The following is a 14,344-nucleotide window of genomic DNA, read 5'->3' as shown; positions in this document are numbered from 1 at the left end:
ATTCGTCTGAACCATCGGCAGGATGGCCGCTACGCCCTCTATCGGAATGACCAAGGCGGGACGCTGTCATCCGGTCAGGTCGCGCGTTGGCGTGAGGAGATGCAGCACGATGAGGTAGCGGTCGTAGACGTATTTCTCCAGGGCGACGACCAGTTCGAAGTGCGGTACGGGCGATTCAAGGCGGCCCATGTTTCGGATCCCACTCAGAAGTGGGGATATGCCGATGCTGAGTGCGGCCGCAAACAACACTCGACGGCGGTCTGGACGATCCACGCCGAGCTGCATGGGACCTTGAGAAGAAGGACGCGCGGGATAGTATCCTTGAAGGCGAAGGGGCATGCCCGATTGTGGTCAACCGAGGGGCGGATACAGGCGCGGGAACCAACGTTCGACCACGCCGATTGGAAATCCCAGCCGTACCGGACCCTTTCCGGTGTTGGACACCAGCAGGTTCAACCCAATCAGCTTGCTGAGTACCGACCGAGCCTGTCTCTCCTCGTAGCCGGTCAGATCGCCGGCCCGTCCGCGAGGGAATTCCCCAGCTAGAGCCGCTTCGCGCAGTAGCGGCCAGCTGCCCTTCGGTAGACGCCTCGCGCGCACCTCCTCGGTCGTCCAGATCTCCATCCGGGTGAGGAACTCCTGCGGCTCGAACAGGGCGTCCATGAACGTCACCTGGTCCACGCAGGCGTCTAGGAAGAAGGCGGAGAACTCCTCGAGCCCTGCGAGCGAGAGATTGCCTCGTCCGTCCAGATCGCCTCGGCGTGGCTCGTCTGCAGCCTGCAGGGCTGCTTTGTAGGCCTGCTGCTGCCGGGCAAGTCCACGGGCGACCGACCAAAGGCTTGAGCCGACGTTCAATTCGCGTAACAGGGCGTATGAGAACAGCCGCGCCACCCGGCCGTTGCCGTCGAGGAACGGATGGATCCAGAGCAGCCGATGGTGGGCGGCTGCAACGGCGATGATGCGGCGGAGACGTCCGAGGTTGCCGCTGCTGTACGCAGCCACGAACCGCTCCAGGAACGTGGGCAACTCGGCGGGTTCGGGAGCGATATGCCGGCCAACGCGGACGTGGGTCTCGCGCAGAGCCCCGGGCACGACCAGCAGGCGCTCGCCTGTTTCCGGGTTCTCCACCCACATCAGCTCGTCGGGCAGACGCGCATAGAACTCCCGGTGGACCCACAGCAAGAACTCGAGGGAGACGACCGGTGCGGGCGCGTGGCCTCGGTCAATCATCTGTTGCACCTCGATGTGCGCTCGCGCCTCCAACTGGAGGTTCCGCTGGGTACGATCGTTGGCGAAGTCGCCCGAGAGCGCGCGGTCGATGTCGACCGGATGGGTGTCGTGGCCCTCGATCAGGTTGGAGTAGTAGCAGTTCATCGCCCGCACGAGGTCGCCAAGGCTTTCCTGCATGATCGGATGAACCCGGCCGGCCAGACGGCCGGCGCGATCTACTAGCTCCGTAGCCATGTCCTCAAGCTTCCGTCGGCGGTCCTCGGGGACCAGGGGCTCGATAGCGTAGAGAGTGGTCAATATATTTCCGATCTTTTCGCCGGATAGATCATGATGTTTTTCATGCGTTTAAGTCAAATCTTATGAGGCAAAACTGCCGGTGTTTTTGCCGGTCGGACAGTTTGCCACTATGTTGTCGGCTGCGGTCAAATTTAGCGTATCGGTGCGAGTGCCCGGTGCGGGTGAGGCAACGCCATCCCCTGGGGATTCGCCGATCAACCATCGCTGCATAAGGCGCCAAGATGCGCGAGCGGCAGATTGATCTGGAGGACTGGCCGGCGGCCAGTCCTCCACGCATCCGTCACCGGGTACGCGACCGGCGACCTGGGCAGCGGACGCAAATGCATCTCCCTGCTCCAACCCGCCAAGGACGAGAGGGAGACGCACTTGGACTCGAGGGGGCAATGGTCGAACCTGGACGTTCTCCAGCAAGCCGTTCTGCGGCGGATCATAGCCGAAGGTGATCGCTTCAGACTGTTCGACGCAGATAGCCTTGCCGCATAAGCAACTGCCGTCGGTGTCCCAGTCGCAGCCAAGAATGTCCAAAAGGCGTTCGATGGCCTGCGGGAGCAGGGGCTTGTCGTCCGATTGGAGCGCGGCAAGTTCTAATCGAGGATCCCTCCATCGCCGACTGGCTCCAGGTAGGGGGCTGCCTCTTCGGGAGATAGCGCATCGAGAGCCGCTGGCGCCGAAGCCCGCGGGCCGAACAGGCGGTAGTAGGCGCCTCCGGGCCTGGACCAGGCCGTTCGCCCGACGAAACCGACCGACGCACGAATGCGCGCGGCTGTCCCTGAAACAGGTGGTCCGCGACCCGTCGAGCGGTGAAAGACGCTGTTTCGGCCCCGGACCGGCGGCAGGCCGCCAGGTGACCAGACGTTCGAGGACCAGACGTTCGAGCGCCCGCCTACCCAGCCTGCGGACATGCCGCCGGCCCCCCCTCCCGAAGGGCGTCACTCTGTACTTTTGCGCGGTGGAGTCGGCCCGCGGACGGGAATGTCCGACCCATGCGCTCCAGATCGAGAGAAAAACAATTATCTTCCTGTGTGATCGACTGGACTTCAAGTTCAAATGGAGCGTGAATACTCGTGCGGATAGGCGATTGATCTGCTTGATTCGTGGCGAGGAGAGTATGAGCACACGTCATCGCAGCGGCCCTACCTTCCCGCCCACGAGACCTCCGAGTTCGTCCGATGCCCACACGTATGCGGCATGGCGCATGATCTGCGCCACGTCTGTGGCGCGGCGCCAGGACGGACCGCCGATTCGAAACCTCCCGTCACGGGCGTGGGCTGGCGCGCAGCTTCGCGTCCGCTGCCCCAGTGATCCACGGCGCGGGGATACGAGCGTCCGCATGCCGAAGGGCTGAGGCGCGCTCGCGCGAGCGGCAAAGGTTCCCGGCCGTCACGTGTCGCCCCGCAACGCCTATCCGGTGGTGTGCGGGGCCAGGGCAGTGGCGGGGCTGTTCCCGCCGCTCGCTCGAGGCGCACTGCCGTGACCATCTACACCTCAGTCCGAATCAGTTCCCAAGTCCGGACCAGTTCCGCACCCGCATCGTCCGGGGCCGGTCCGGCGCCGGTGCCACCCGGTTGCCCAGTTGCGTGTCCGAACGTTCCGCGCCCCTCCTCATTCGCAGCGTGAGGGCAGGCATGTCGAACCGCAGCATCTCCTGGGCCGCCGCCCTGCGCGAGCTCAAAGCTGACCGCGCCGTCCGCTTCCCCGTGCGTGAGGAGCGTCTGCGCACGAGCGTGGGCCTGCGCGGTGCGCCGGCGCTCGCCATGAGCGCGTGGCGCGGACAATCGAGCCGACGCTACGTCGTCGTCGTGCAGCCGCTCGACGCTCCCGACCTGGTCGCCGAGCGCGCCGCGGTCATCCTCGCGGTCGCTCGCGATGAGCGCGGACAGGCCTCGATCATCGCCGCCCGCGCCTGCGAGATCGGCGATCCCGGCTTTCTCGGTTGGCTCGCGGCCTGCGCCCGGCTCGGCGCGCGCGAGGTCCACACTTATCGATTAGCCGAGACCACCCTCGAGCGCGCGGCGATCGCCACCGACTTGAGCGGATCGGCGGCGACAACGGCCGCGGGGGCGGCGTGATGGCGCGTCGGGAGTTCGGCAAAGCGGTGCTGCGTGCCGCTTTCGCCCGCGCGGACGGACGCTGCGAGGGACGGCTTACGGACGGAAGCCGTTGCCCATGCGCGCTGCAGGCCGGCCGCTTCCAATACGATCACATCGTACCGGCCGCGCTGACGCAGGACGCCTCGTTGGAGAACTGTCAGGTCCTGTGCCACCCCTGTCATGCGGCCAAAACCGTGGCCGACGTCGGCGTGATCGCGCGGGTGCGACGGGTGCGCGACCGGCACGTAGGCATCGCCGACCCGCACCGGCGACCCTTGCCGGGCGGCAAGGCCAGCGCGTTCAAGCGGTTGATCGGCGGGGGCGTCATCCGCCGCGATACCGGCGAGCGGCTCGATCGGGGTGGGCGATGAGGGGGCGCTGAGCGCGTCTCCCGTCGACCAGGGGGTGGTGCGCTACGATCCCTTGGCCCCCACCGTCGCGCAGACGCGAGCGGCATCGCAAGTGACCCACCGCAATCGCAGTCGGCGGCCGTTGACACGCGAGTTAGCGGGCGCTAGCCCTTATCCGATCCTCCAAAGTGAGGATTGGGGAACTCGCCGGCTGACGTCCTGAAGTCAGGCCAGCTGCAGCGGCATCCTTTCATCAAGTAACGACTCCTGCATCGCAGGAGGTCCGGGCATTCGAACTCCGCCTACGTTCGGCGGACGACGGCAGACCTGGGACAGACTTCACCGCGTCGTAGCCTCGCGCTGCGGCCCACTGAAGCTCGCGTTCCGTCAGCCGTTCGTCCTGTCTTTCGCGGAGCTAGCCCCCCATGTCCTCGACACCTCCGATCCGGGTTCGCCAACGTGTCTTACCTGCGCGCGCAAAGGTGGCATCGCCGCCTGCCGCCGAGGCGGGAGGACCCGCGCTCGGTCCGAGCATCGCCGTCACGCGCCAGCCGATCGCGGCCGTCCGGCCGACCAAGCAGCCACTGCGCAAGCGTGGCCGCGGTCAAATCGAGCGCCTCGCAGCCAACATCGAGCGCTTCGGCTGCCTCGTACCGATTCTCGTCAAGGCTTCGGGAGAGATCATCGACGGCCACGCCATCTACGAGGCCTGTCGACGGCTCAACCACGCGAGCGTGCCCACGATCGTCATCGACCATCTTGCGGACGCGGAGATCAAAGCGCTCCGCTTGTCGCTGAACCGGATCGCCGACAAGAGCAGCTGGGACACGGATGCCTTAGCGGCCGAGTTCGCCGATATCCTGGCGATCGAACCCGACCTCATCGCGTTCACCGGCTTCGATCTGCCCGAGGTCGATCTCGCGCTCGCGGCGCTGAGTGTCAGTGACACCGATCCGGTCGATGCGGTTCCGGAGCCGCCGATCGTGCCGGTCTCGCGTGTCGGTGATCTCTGGACCTTCGCGGGTGGCCATCGGCTGCTGTGCGGCAACGCCCGCATGGGCGAGAGCTACGACACCCTGCTCGCTGGGCGGCGCGCGCAGAAGCTCGCGACAGATCCGCCATACGGGTGCGCCATCCGCGGTCACGTCAGCGGATCGCACGGCGAGTTCGTCGAGGGCTCCGACATGAGCGAGGCGGGAGCGGAGGCCTTTTTCGCCGACTTCTTCACGGCGGTCACCCCACATCTCGAGGGCGGTGCGATCGCGGAGATGTTCATCGATTGCCGCGGCATGCACCCCCTGATGAGCGCCGCCCGCGGCGCTGGCCTCACGCACCTCACCACCTGTGTTTGGGACAAAGGCATCGGCGGTATGGGGTCTCTCTACCGCCAACAGGTCGAGTTCGTGTTGGTGATGAAGCGCGGGACGGGCCGGCACATCAACAATGTCGCGCTGGGCCGGCACGGGCGCAACCGCACCACGATCTGGTCGGCCCCGGGCCTCAACGGGTTCGGGCATGATCGGCAGGAGATGCTGGCCCTGCATCCGACCGTGAAGCCGATCGGGCTGATCGCGGACGCACTGCTCGACACGTCACATCGCGGCGGTCTGGTCCTCGACCCGTTCTGCGGATCCGGCACGACCTTGCTGGCGAGCCATCGCACCGGCCGCCTCGGGCACGGGATCGAGCTCGACCCGGTCTACGTCGACGTCGCGGTCAAGCGGATGGAGGCGCTGACGGGCGCTCCGGCACGCCACGCTGAGACGGGGCTCACCTTCGCGCAAGAAGCGGAGCGGCGTGACCGCGACCCATCACATCCGCGGGCGGCCGCGGCCGCAGCACTCAGCGTCTGAGGGGGCCACGATGTCCGACGAGCAGAGTGAGACGAACGACAACAGCATCACCCGCGACGATGATCTCGCATCGGGATCTTCCGCCTCGGCGGAGGCCGACGCCCAGCCTCAGCGCGCCCGCGCGGGCGGAGGCCGCTTTCGCTCGGGCCAGTCGGGAAACCCGCGCGGCCGGCCGCGCAAGGCCCCGGAGCCCTTCCACGCCATGACGGCACGCGTTCTCAACGAGCCGGTCGCGCTCACTTTGGGCGGACAGCGTGTCGAGATGGTCTGTGCCGAGGCGATCTTTCGCGCCATGTGCCACAAAGCGATGAAAGACCCGCGCATGGGGAGGGAGGTTTTTAGGTACCTCCCAGAGCAGGCAAGCACGCCTGACCTCGGCGAAACACGCGACGGCCTATTGCACGGCGAGGCGGCCTTTGAGAATCTGCTCGCGCGGTTGCGCCGTCAGATCATCGCCGAAAGCACCCCCGAGCGCGCAACGGCCTCGGATGTGGGGGACAACGACAACCCTCAACCCGCCGCTGAACCGGAGGATGCGTCGTGATCGCGTCCTCCGATGCGTCCTCCGCGATGATGACGGCCGCGCTGCGACGGGACCTCGCCACCTTCGTCGAGCAGGCCTTCGCCACGCTCGAGCCCGGCACGGCGTTCTCGGCCAACTGGCACTACGAGCACCTGTGCTGGGCGCTCGCGCGGGTGGTGCGCGGTGACGTGCGGCGGCTGATCATCAACGTGCCCCCGCGCTCCGGCAAATCGATCATCGCGAGCGTCGCGTTGCCGATGTTCGCGCTCGGCCACGATCCGACTCGTCGGATCATCTGCGTCTCACACACCGAGGATCTCGCCCGCAAATTCAGCCTCGACCGGCGCATGGTGGCGCAGAGCGGTTGGTTTGGCGCGGCGTTTCCCGATTTCCGGTTGACCGGCCCGCGTCCGCGCGACTTGGAATTGACGACGACACAGCGTGGCTCGGTCTTCGCCGCGGGCATGGGCGGAGGTGTGCTCGGTCGCGGCGCCGACCTCATCGTGATCGACGACCCGATCAAGGGCGTCGACGCGCTCTCGCGGGCCGAGCGACGCAGGGTCAACGAGGCGTTCGACACGACCTTGCTCACACGCCTGAACGACAAGCGGCGCGGGGCCATCGTCATCGTAATGCAGCGGCTCCACACCGACGACTTGGTCGGTCATGTCCTCGAGCGGGATGCGTGGGAGGTGGTGTCGCTGCCCGCGATCGCCGCCGAGGAGACCTCACATCGCCTGAGCGATGTGCCGGGCGACGTCTATCGGCGCCGGGTCGGGGAGCTGTTGCATCCCGAGCGCGAGCCGATGGCGGTGTTGGAGCAGATGCGCCGCGCCCAGGGCTCTCTGACGTTCCAAGCACAATACCAGCAGGATCCCGCGCCGGCCGGGGGCAACGTAATTCACCGCGAGTGGCTGCGCACGTACGAGACGCGTCCGAACCGCTTCGATCGGATCGTGGTGGCATGGGATACCGCCTCGACGTTGTCGGAGGCCAGCGACTGGTCCGTCGGGACCGTTTGGGGCGCGGTCGGGCTCGACTACTATCTGCTCGACGTGGCCCGGGGCCGCTGGGAGTCGTGGGAGCTGCGGGACAAAATCGTCGCGGTGAGCGAGCGGTGGCGCGCGGACGTGACCCTCATCGAGAAGACCCAACTCGGGCACGCGCTGCTCCAGGACCTGCGTCGGACCCGGGCGCTGGCCCCGATCTTGGTCGAGCCGCGCTACGACAAGGAGGCGCGCCTCTTAGCGCAATCCGCTCGCTTCGAGGCGGGACAAGTGTACCTCCCGAGTGAGGCGCCATGGCTCGGCGAATACATCGGCGAGCTGCTGGCGTTCCCGAATGGCCGCCACGATGACCAAGTCGACGCGACGACATACGCCTTGCATTACCTGACGGCGCGGCGGCCGCGGGTCGAGCCGTCCGTGCGCCGCAGCCGAGACAGCATACGGGGGGTCAAGAAACGGACCGAGGGGACGGAAGCGACTCCCGCGACAGCCGAGTTCGACGCGCCTTCCAGCGATGGGATCCGCGAGACCTTTGAGGACGGACATCGCATCGTCCATGTCCCCGCCTCGTTCCAAGTCCCGCCGCTCGAAGAGCCCGACGCGCCGATCCGGCGAAGGACGCGTCGCTGATCGCGCTGAGGCAGTTGAGATCGACGGTCGATGCTCGGTTGCGCCTCGATACAAAGGCCGGCGCGGGACTGCGCTGCATCGATCGCGGGTATCGACCTATAATCATCTCCCACACGTCGTACCCGCCGGCGCCAGTGGGGCGTGGCCGCCGGAGCAGGTGCCCGCGCCCCAGGGCTGAAACGCGGGCGTGCCGGACTGGGTCCGCTGGCCAACAACGCGGGCACCAAGCTCGACGGACGCCCGCCGCAGGATCGCCAATCGCCATCGACGCTCGCGACGGCCGAATGCCGGACACCACGTTGCCCTTGGGCAGGCTGAGCGCGACGGTCGCGGCGATGATACCGCGGGTCGGCCGGCTGCAGCGGGATGTGATCGCCAACCAGGATTTGTCGAAGGGCGACGATATGCAGATCCTGAGTTTCGCTCTCACTGATCTGGGACACGAGCCGAGAGCTGAGGGATGCAAGACCGGCGGTGACGCGGTCGCGCAGGAGCTCGCTGAGCGGTTTGGCCGGATGTCGGTGGAGGAGGACGGCTTCGAAGCCAAAGGTTCGAAGCCGCGGGTGAAGTCGGGCGGGCCGTTTCGCGGTCGAGGCTCCAAGGCGGTGTATGGTTAATAACGAATAGGTCTCAATGATCCAGATCCGAGATCCGGACGTATTCCCCGAGGATCCGCCGCAGTTGCTCATCGCGTGCGCATGAAACTCGAGCATAGGCGGGGCGATGAGGTTCAGCTGCGACACCGCCGGTGTCTCAGCCTGCGGACGCGACCAAAGCAGAAAATGTTCCTAGGATCTGGGTACCCAGCCCGGCTCTATATGTCTCTGGAGGGCAACAGGCAGCGCTCGTATTCGAGGGTATCAGCCTGATCGCGTCGCTACCTTAGAGCGAGCCGGCAACGGGGGCTTCTCGCAGCCGCTGTTGTTCTGTTACCGATGGCAGATCAATCGTGCGACGCCGCGATTGTCAGTCTTCCCCGCATTCTGCAGCTGCGGCTTCACAGGTGTGGGACATCGCTGCCTTCCCCCTTAAACGCTGCGCCCGCGGCCCCTCTCTCACGGCTCCCATGCACGTCATCTCGATCGTTCAGCAAAAAGGTGGCGTGGGGAAAACGACGCTCGCCGTCAACGTCGCCGGCGCTCTGAAGCAACGCGGCCTCTCTGTCATGGTGGTCGACGCCGATCCGCAGGGATCCGCGACCGCCTGGGCGATCCCGCGCAAGCTCGGTTTCGAGGTTCGGCCGGAGTTGATGACCAGCGGCACCCTCTCGATCTGGCTGCGCAATATCCTCAAGCAGCGCGCGGACGTGATCCTGATCGACACGCCCGCCGGCTTGAGTTCCGTGTTCCGCGCCGCCGTCGACGTCGCCGACCTCGTGCTGATCCCCTGCGGCCCGTCGAGCCTCGACATCAACGCCGCGCGCACGACGCTGCTGAACGTCGTCGCGGCTCTGCGCAGCGACGTCCGGTCGAAGACCCAGATCGCGGTCGTCCCCACGCGAGTCGACGTGAGCACGCCCGAGGGCCAGCAGATCGCGGACGAGTTGAGCGCCCTCGGTGAGAGCGTGAGTCCGCCGCTCAGCCACGACGTCTACTTCGTGCGCGCTTTCACGCAAGGCGTCTCGGTGACGGCGGCAGCGCCGGACAGCAACGCTGCGCACGAGATGAAGGCGCTGACCGAATTTCTGCTCGATTCGCTCAGCGCGGTCGGCGCCTGATTGTCGACCCCGAATTTCGGGCCGGCCTCGAGCTATGCGGGTCACACGTAGCGGGCCAGCTCAGGGCCGTCGCTGCTTCAGCCACTCTCCGGTCTGCTCGACGAGGTGGGTGGCCGCCCAGGCTGTCGTGGGCGCGACCTCGATCAGCAGCAGGCTGTCGTCCCCGTCCAGGAAACCGAGCAGGTGATCGCTGAGGACGCGCAGTGGTTCGACGGTCTCGATCAACCAAGCGGAGGTTTGGGCTTGGTGCGCGTCGATCGTCTTGAGATAGGCGTAGAGAACGCCGTAGTCGCGACCCACGGTCTTTAGATCAATGCTCGCCAAGTAGATCGCCATCGCGGGCCTCGTAGAGCGGACTGCATCGTGCGGCGAGACGCATGAGGCCGCCTCGCCCGTATCATCTTACCACTGTGCGCTACCCGCAGGTACACCGCAGAACGCGCCGGGCGCGTGCTGCAGCGCCGAACTGCGGCCTTGAGCGTGATGTCCCCCCGCAGTGATGGGTAAGTCGCCCCCGGTCGAGCGCATATCCAACGCCAAGCGGTCCACTTTCCCGGGACAGCGATATGGATCTTGCCGGGTTAGATGTCAGTACCGCAAAAGCAATAGTCTGTTCTTGGCGTACTGATTTTAGCCACGTTTGTCTCAAAAATGGACAGAGTGTAGCCGTCATGGCTCGCGCTTTCCAACTGAATTTGACTGCCCGGTCGGGCTGGTCGTCGCCGCTCTGCGGGGTCGAGTCGGTATTTGTGAGCATTCCCATCGATGGTTGCCGCGCGTCCCGTTCGTCGCAATACGCCGGCTGCCGGCATCCGGGTTGCCGTTCGCAGATGCGAAAAGCCTACGGCCCAGCTTTTGCTCCTCCTTCGCCATTGGCGGTGGGATCAGGGCCGATCCGGCAGCGTTCGACGGGGTAGTGGTCGGAGGCGCAAATTGGCTCGATAAATCAATGCCTTGCACCATTGACTGAGGCGGCTGACAAAACTTCGGCTACGTCAATCAAATGAATGATGACTGTGTTCAGAAACCAGCTATTAAGTATTCCAGCTGAGGGCTAAGCCTGGGCACGAGCAGGCGAGCCAGTCGACGTTTCGAGTTGGGTGCCGGGAAACGGTCTCAGTTTGAATGCGTAGCTTAAGTTTCGCGCTGATCTGTAGATCCGGAACCGTGGTCCGAGCGGATTATCAGTATTATACTCGACAAATACCGTCACGAATTCGGCGGTCACCGAGTTAAAGCGGATAATCGTTCGATCATTTGGTGCAACTTTAGACCTGTTGCTGTGTTGCGTTTTCGCCACTTTGCGACCCTAAGTAGATTCTGCCTTGAGTTGCGAATTAGGTTTCTATTGACCCTGTCTAGTAGCGACTCGTATACGAAATCCAGTAACCAACAGCTCATCCACACCAGCTTCAGAAGGCGACGATGACAGAGCGGGTCACATCCGTGCCGCTGGAAACGGGTCTGTACGTGCTGCGGTACGTACAGGCTCCGACGTCCTCTGGGGCGCCGCACGTGTTCGTGCGACCCTCCCCGGGCAGCGACGATGTGGTGAGCGTGATCTCGCCGCCCGGTGAGCGCCAGGGGCTGATGCCGGCCCCGGGGGCCTGTGTCGTCGTGCGCGCGGAGCGGGCCGGTGGCCTTCAGGTTACGATTCGTTCCGTGGCGGCCGCTGGCGGAACCGAGGCTGAGCTCCGCTTAGAGACGCTGTCGGGAGAGGTACAATCGGGAGGCGTCGCGCAAAGCGATGTCGGGCGCGTTGCGCCGGCCCAGCCGGCCCCCTCGCTGCCGGTCCCGCGCCTCGATGTGCTCGGGCACGTGTCGCGCCGTGGTGACGTGCGGGTGGTCGACGATCAGTGGATCGCAGGCCCGGCCAGCCCGGCGCCGATCGAGGGCCTCGCGATCCAGCTCGTTGGCGATGCGGCCGGGCTTTCGCTCGAATATCAGGTCCAGATTGGCGGCCCGGGCGGCGCGTGGTCGCCGTGGATGGCCAGTGGCTACGCCGGCACGAAGGGCCAGGCGCGCCCGCTCCTCGGCGTGCGCCTTCGGCTCGTCGGCGCCCGGGCGTCGCAGTTCCAGATCGAGGCGGAGGCCCTGTTCTTGGGCGCCACGGCGCAGCGGTTGAAAGGACAGGCGATCGAGGCGCTCAGCGGCTCCGGCGTCGATCCCATGGTGGGCTTGAAGCTTCTCGTCATTCCAGCTGCTCCAGCTGTTCGTGCACCGATCGAGGCTCAAAGATCGGCTCAGCAGCGGCTGACCGCCACACAGCCTGCGGCGCCCGTGCCCGCTGCTCGTGCCGGCCGGGTGCGCGTGTTTCGCTCATCGGGCCTTCGCTAGACATTCGCGCGACAGCGCGCATCACCATAAAGACTTGAGACGAGGGGCAAGAGATGGCGACTTACGACGAAACCGGCCACGTCATCCACGGATACGTCTCCGGAGCGACCGTGTTCCACGACACCAATCGTGACGGTGCTCTGAGCAGCGGTGAGGTGAGCGCGATCACCGACGCGCTGGGGCAGTACTTTCTTCAGAGTGCTCCTGGGCCGCTCGTGAGCATCGGGGGTACGGATACCTCGACCAATCTGCCGATCACGCTGCCACTCCAGGCGCCGGAAGGCTCGACCGTTATTACGCCCTTGACGACCCTCGTCAGTCTGCTCCTGCCCACCAATCCGACCGCGTCAGACATTGCTGCCGCCACGAGCACAGTCACCGGGAGCCTCGGCATCTCGCTGAGTGCCGGCCAAAGCCTACTGACGCTTGACACCGTGGCGGGCACGCTGAGCGGCAATCCCGGCGCGACTGACGCCTACCTGACCGCGGCCAAGGTGTACGACACGATCTCCATCCTGAGTGCCGGCTTGAGCAACCAGGGCGGCGTTTCCGCGGAGGCCGCGCGCAGCGGTGTCACTGCGGCGATCGCCGATAAACTCAAAGCCGGGCAGCCGTTGGATCTCGGAAACCCCGCAGCCCTGCGTGAAGTCCTCACGTCCGCCGCTGCAGCGGCTGGCACCACCGTCAATACGTCTGCTGTCACAAGTATCGCCAATATCGCGGTCGCCAGCAACGTCGCGATGGACAACGTGGTCGCTGGCGCGACGTCGGGCCAGGCTATCTTCGCGGCGAGCAGCACAGTTCAGCACGTAGCGGAGGGAGCGACCACCTCAGCTCTCCAGAACCTACCGGCAAATCAGCCTGTTTCCTCCGTGGAGGCGCAGTACTCAAATCCCGTCGCAGTCGGCGCAGGCACGGGTGACAACACGCTGGTGGTGCGCGTCTCGGGCGACCACTACCAGGGCGACCCGCAGTTCCAGGTCTATGTCGACGGCAAGGCCGTGGGCAATCCGCAATACGTCACGGCCGTGCATACGCAGGGCCAGTGGCAGGACATCACCCTGAAGGGCGACTTCAGCCCGACCAGCGCGCACAACGTCGAGGTCCGCTTCCTCAACGACGCGTATGACGGCAGCTTCAACTTCAGCGAAGGCCACGACAAGAACCTGTACGTCAGCTCGATCACGCTGGACGGCAACAAGTTCGGGGCCACGGACGCGAACCCGGCCGCTCTGCTGTCGAATGGCGGCACCCACTTCGCCACCGCCCCGGTACAGACGCCCGGCACGGGTGGCACGGGCGGTAGCACCGGTGGCACGGGTGGCAGCACCGGCGGCACGGGCGGTAGCACCGGTGGCACGGGTGGCAGCACCGGCGGCACGGGCAACACGGGCACGGGCGACAACACGCTGGTGGTGCGCGTCTCGGGCGACCATTACCAGGGCGACCCGCAGTTCCAGGTCTACGTCGACGGCAAGGCCGTGGGCGACCCGCAGTCGGTCCCGGCCGTGCACACGCAGGGTCAGTGGCAGGATATCACCCTGAACGGCGATTGCAGCCCTACCAGCGCGCACAACGTCGAGGTTCGCTTCCTCAACGACGCGTATGACGGCAGCTTCAACTTCACTGGGGGTCACGACAAGAACCTGTACGTCAGCTCGATCACGCTGGACGGCAACAAGTTCGGCGCCACGGACGCGAACCCGGCCGTTCAGCTGTCGAACGGCGGCATCAACTTCACGACCGCCCCGGTGCAGACGCCCACCACGGGTGGCACGGGTGGCACGGGCGGTAGCACCGGCGGTACGGGTGGCAGCACCGGTGGCACGGGCGGTAGCACCGGCGGCACGGGCACAGGCGACAACACGCTGGTGGTGCGCGTCTCGGGCGACCACTACCAGGGCGACCCGCAGTTCCAGGTCTACGTCGACGGCAAGGCCGTGGGCGACCCGCAGTCGGTCACGGCCGTGCACACGCAGGGTCAGTGGCAGGATATCACCCTGAAGGGCGATTTCAGCCCTACCAGCGCGCACAACGTCGAGGTTCGCTTCCTCAACGACGCGTATGACGGCAGCTTCAACTTCACTGAGGAGCACGACAGGACGTTGTATAGGGGCAGAGTGTGCCTGTATGGCAAGAACTTGGGCGCCACGGACGCAAACACGACCGTTCAGCTGTCGAACGGCGGCATCAACTTCACGACCGCCCCTGTGCAGACGCCCACCACGGTTTGACCGGGTGGCACGTGCGGTATCACCGGCGGTACGCGTGGCATCACCGGCGCAACGCGCGGTCGCACCGGCGGACCTG

General features: G+C 65.8%; 12 protein-coding genes. 9 read left to right on the top strand and 3 right to left on the bottom strand.

Annotated elements, in window-relative coordinates; genetic code table 11:
- Positions 1–66: 66 nt before the first annotated feature.
- Positions 67–189 carry a hypothetical protein gene (locus tag MKK84_RS35430; protein WP_279599480.1) on the bottom strand — a complete coding sequence of 41 codons (123 nt, stop codon included), beginning with the start codon at positions 187–189 and terminating at the stop codon, positions 67–69.
- Positions 190–351: 162 nt separating this feature from the next.
- Positions 352–1,527 carry a Fic family protein gene (locus tag MKK84_RS11245; RefSeq protein WP_243919726.1) on the bottom strand — a complete coding sequence of 392 codons (1,176 nt, stop codon included), beginning with the start codon at positions 1,525–1,527 and terminating at the stop codon, positions 352–354.
- 1,625 nt (positions 1,528–3,152) lie between these two features.
- On the opposite strand from MKK84_RS11245, the gene MKK84_RS11240 reads away from it, so the two are divergent.
- From MKK84_RS11240 to MKK84_RS11210, 7 genes are all read left to right on the top strand, one after another.
- Positions 3,153–3,596 carry a hypothetical protein gene (locus MKK84_RS11240; RefSeq protein WP_243919721.1) on the top strand — a complete coding sequence of 148 codons (444 nt, stop codon included), beginning with the start codon at positions 3,153–3,155 and terminating at the stop codon, positions 3,594–3,596.
- A 26-nt stretch (positions 3,597–3,622) separates the two neighbouring features.
- Complete coding sequence (locus MKK84_RS11235; RefSeq protein ID WP_243919719.1) at positions 3,623–3,988, top strand: HNH endonuclease; 366 nt, start codon at positions 3,623–3,625, stop codon at positions 3,986–3,988.
- Positions 3,989–4,449: 461 nt separating this feature from the next.
- On the top strand, positions 4,450–5,820 hold the full coding sequence (locus MKK84_RS11230) for a DNA modification methylase (RefSeq protein ID WP_243919718.1): 1,371 nt from the start codon (positions 4,450–4,452) through the stop codon (positions 5,818–5,820).
- Between the two features lie 10 nt (positions 5,821–5,830).
- Positions 5,831–6,364 carry a DUF5681 domain-containing protein gene (locus tag MKK84_RS11225; RefSeq protein ID WP_243919717.1) on the top strand — a complete coding sequence of 178 codons (534 nt, stop codon included), beginning with the start codon at positions 5,831–5,833 and terminating at the stop codon, positions 6,362–6,364.
- The gene (gene terL, locus MKK84_RS35685) at positions 6,361–7,980 is read left to right on the top strand and encodes a phage terminase large subunit (protein WP_243919715.1); all 1,620 of its coding nucleotides are present in this window, start codon (positions 6,361–6,363) and stop codon (positions 7,978–7,980) included. The genes MKK84_RS11225 and terL overlap by 4 nt, the downstream gene beginning before the upstream one ends.
- A 284-nt stretch (positions 7,981–8,264) precedes the next feature.
- A complete protein-coding gene (locus MKK84_RS11215; protein ID WP_243919713.1) occupies positions 8,265–8,597 on the top strand; it encodes a hypothetical protein in 333 nt (110 codons plus the stop codon).
- Between the two features lie 332 nt (positions 8,598–8,929).
- Positions 8,930–9,697 (top strand): ParA family protein, encoded by a 768-nt coding sequence (locus MKK84_RS11210; protein WP_313899330.1) that lies wholly within the window; start codon positions 8,930–8,932, stop codon positions 9,695–9,697.
- A 60-nt stretch (positions 9,698–9,757) separates the two neighbouring features.
- Here MKK84_RS11210 and MKK84_RS11205 read toward each other — a convergent pair whose 3' ends face one another.
- The gene (locus tag MKK84_RS11205) at positions 9,758–10,033 is read right to left on the bottom strand and encodes a hypothetical protein (RefSeq protein ID WP_243919711.1); all 276 of its coding nucleotides are present in this window, start codon (positions 10,031–10,033) and stop codon (positions 9,758–9,760) included.
- 1,089 nt (positions 10,034–11,122) lie between these two features.
- On the opposite strand from MKK84_RS11205, the gene MKK84_RS11200 reads away from it, so the two are divergent.
- Both MKK84_RS11200 and MKK84_RS11195 read left to right on the top strand, forming a co-directional pair.
- Complete coding sequence (locus MKK84_RS11200) at positions 11,123–12,034, top strand: hypothetical protein (protein ID WP_243919709.1); 912 nt, start codon at positions 11,123–11,125, stop codon at positions 12,032–12,034.
- A gap of 53 nt (positions 12,035–12,087) precedes the next feature.
- Positions 12,088–14,268: a carbohydrate-binding domain-containing protein gene (locus MKK84_RS11195; RefSeq protein ID WP_243919706.1), complete on the top strand. Its 2,181-nt coding sequence runs from the start codon at positions 12,088–12,090 to the stop codon at positions 14,266–14,268.
- The last annotated feature ends 76 nt before the right edge of the window (positions 14,269–14,344 follow it).

Origin of the sequence: Methylobacterium sp. E-065 (genome assembly GCF_022829605.1) — a bacterium.
Lineage (GTDB): Bacteria > Pseudomonadota > Alphaproteobacteria > Rhizobiales > Beijerinckiaceae > Methylobacterium.
Note: the sequence above shows the minus strand (reverse complement) of the source record. Positions and strands in the feature narration are given on the sequence as shown.

Excerpts from the sequence above, each read along its gene's own strand:
- MKK84_RS11215 (WP_243919713.1), top strand. The coding sequence starts at position 8,265 with ATGCCGGACACCACGTTGCCCTTGGGCAGGCTGAGCGCGACGGTCGCG.
- MKK84_RS11195 (WP_243919706.1), top strand. The coding sequence starts at position 12,088 with ATGGCGACTTACGACGAAACCGGCCACGTCATCCACGGATACGTCTCC.
- MKK84_RS11225 (WP_243919717.1), top strand. The coding sequence starts at position 5,831 with ATGTCCGACGAGCAGAGTGAGACGAACGACAACAGCATCACCCGCGAC.
- MKK84_RS35430 (WP_279599480.1), bottom strand. The coding sequence starts at position 189 with ATGGGCCGCCTTGAATCGCCCGTACCGCACTTCGAACTGGTCGTCGCC.
- MKK84_RS11240 (WP_243919721.1), top strand. The coding sequence starts at position 3,153 with ATGTCGAACCGCAGCATCTCCTGGGCCGCCGCCCTGCGCGAGCTCAAA.
- MKK84_RS11200 (WP_243919709.1), top strand. The coding sequence starts at position 11,123 with ATGACAGAGCGGGTCACATCCGTGCCGCTGGAAACGGGTCTGTACGTG.
- MKK84_RS11205 (WP_243919711.1), bottom strand. The coding sequence starts at position 10,033 with ATGGCGATCTACTTGGCGAGCATTGATCTAAAGACCGTGGGTCGCGAC.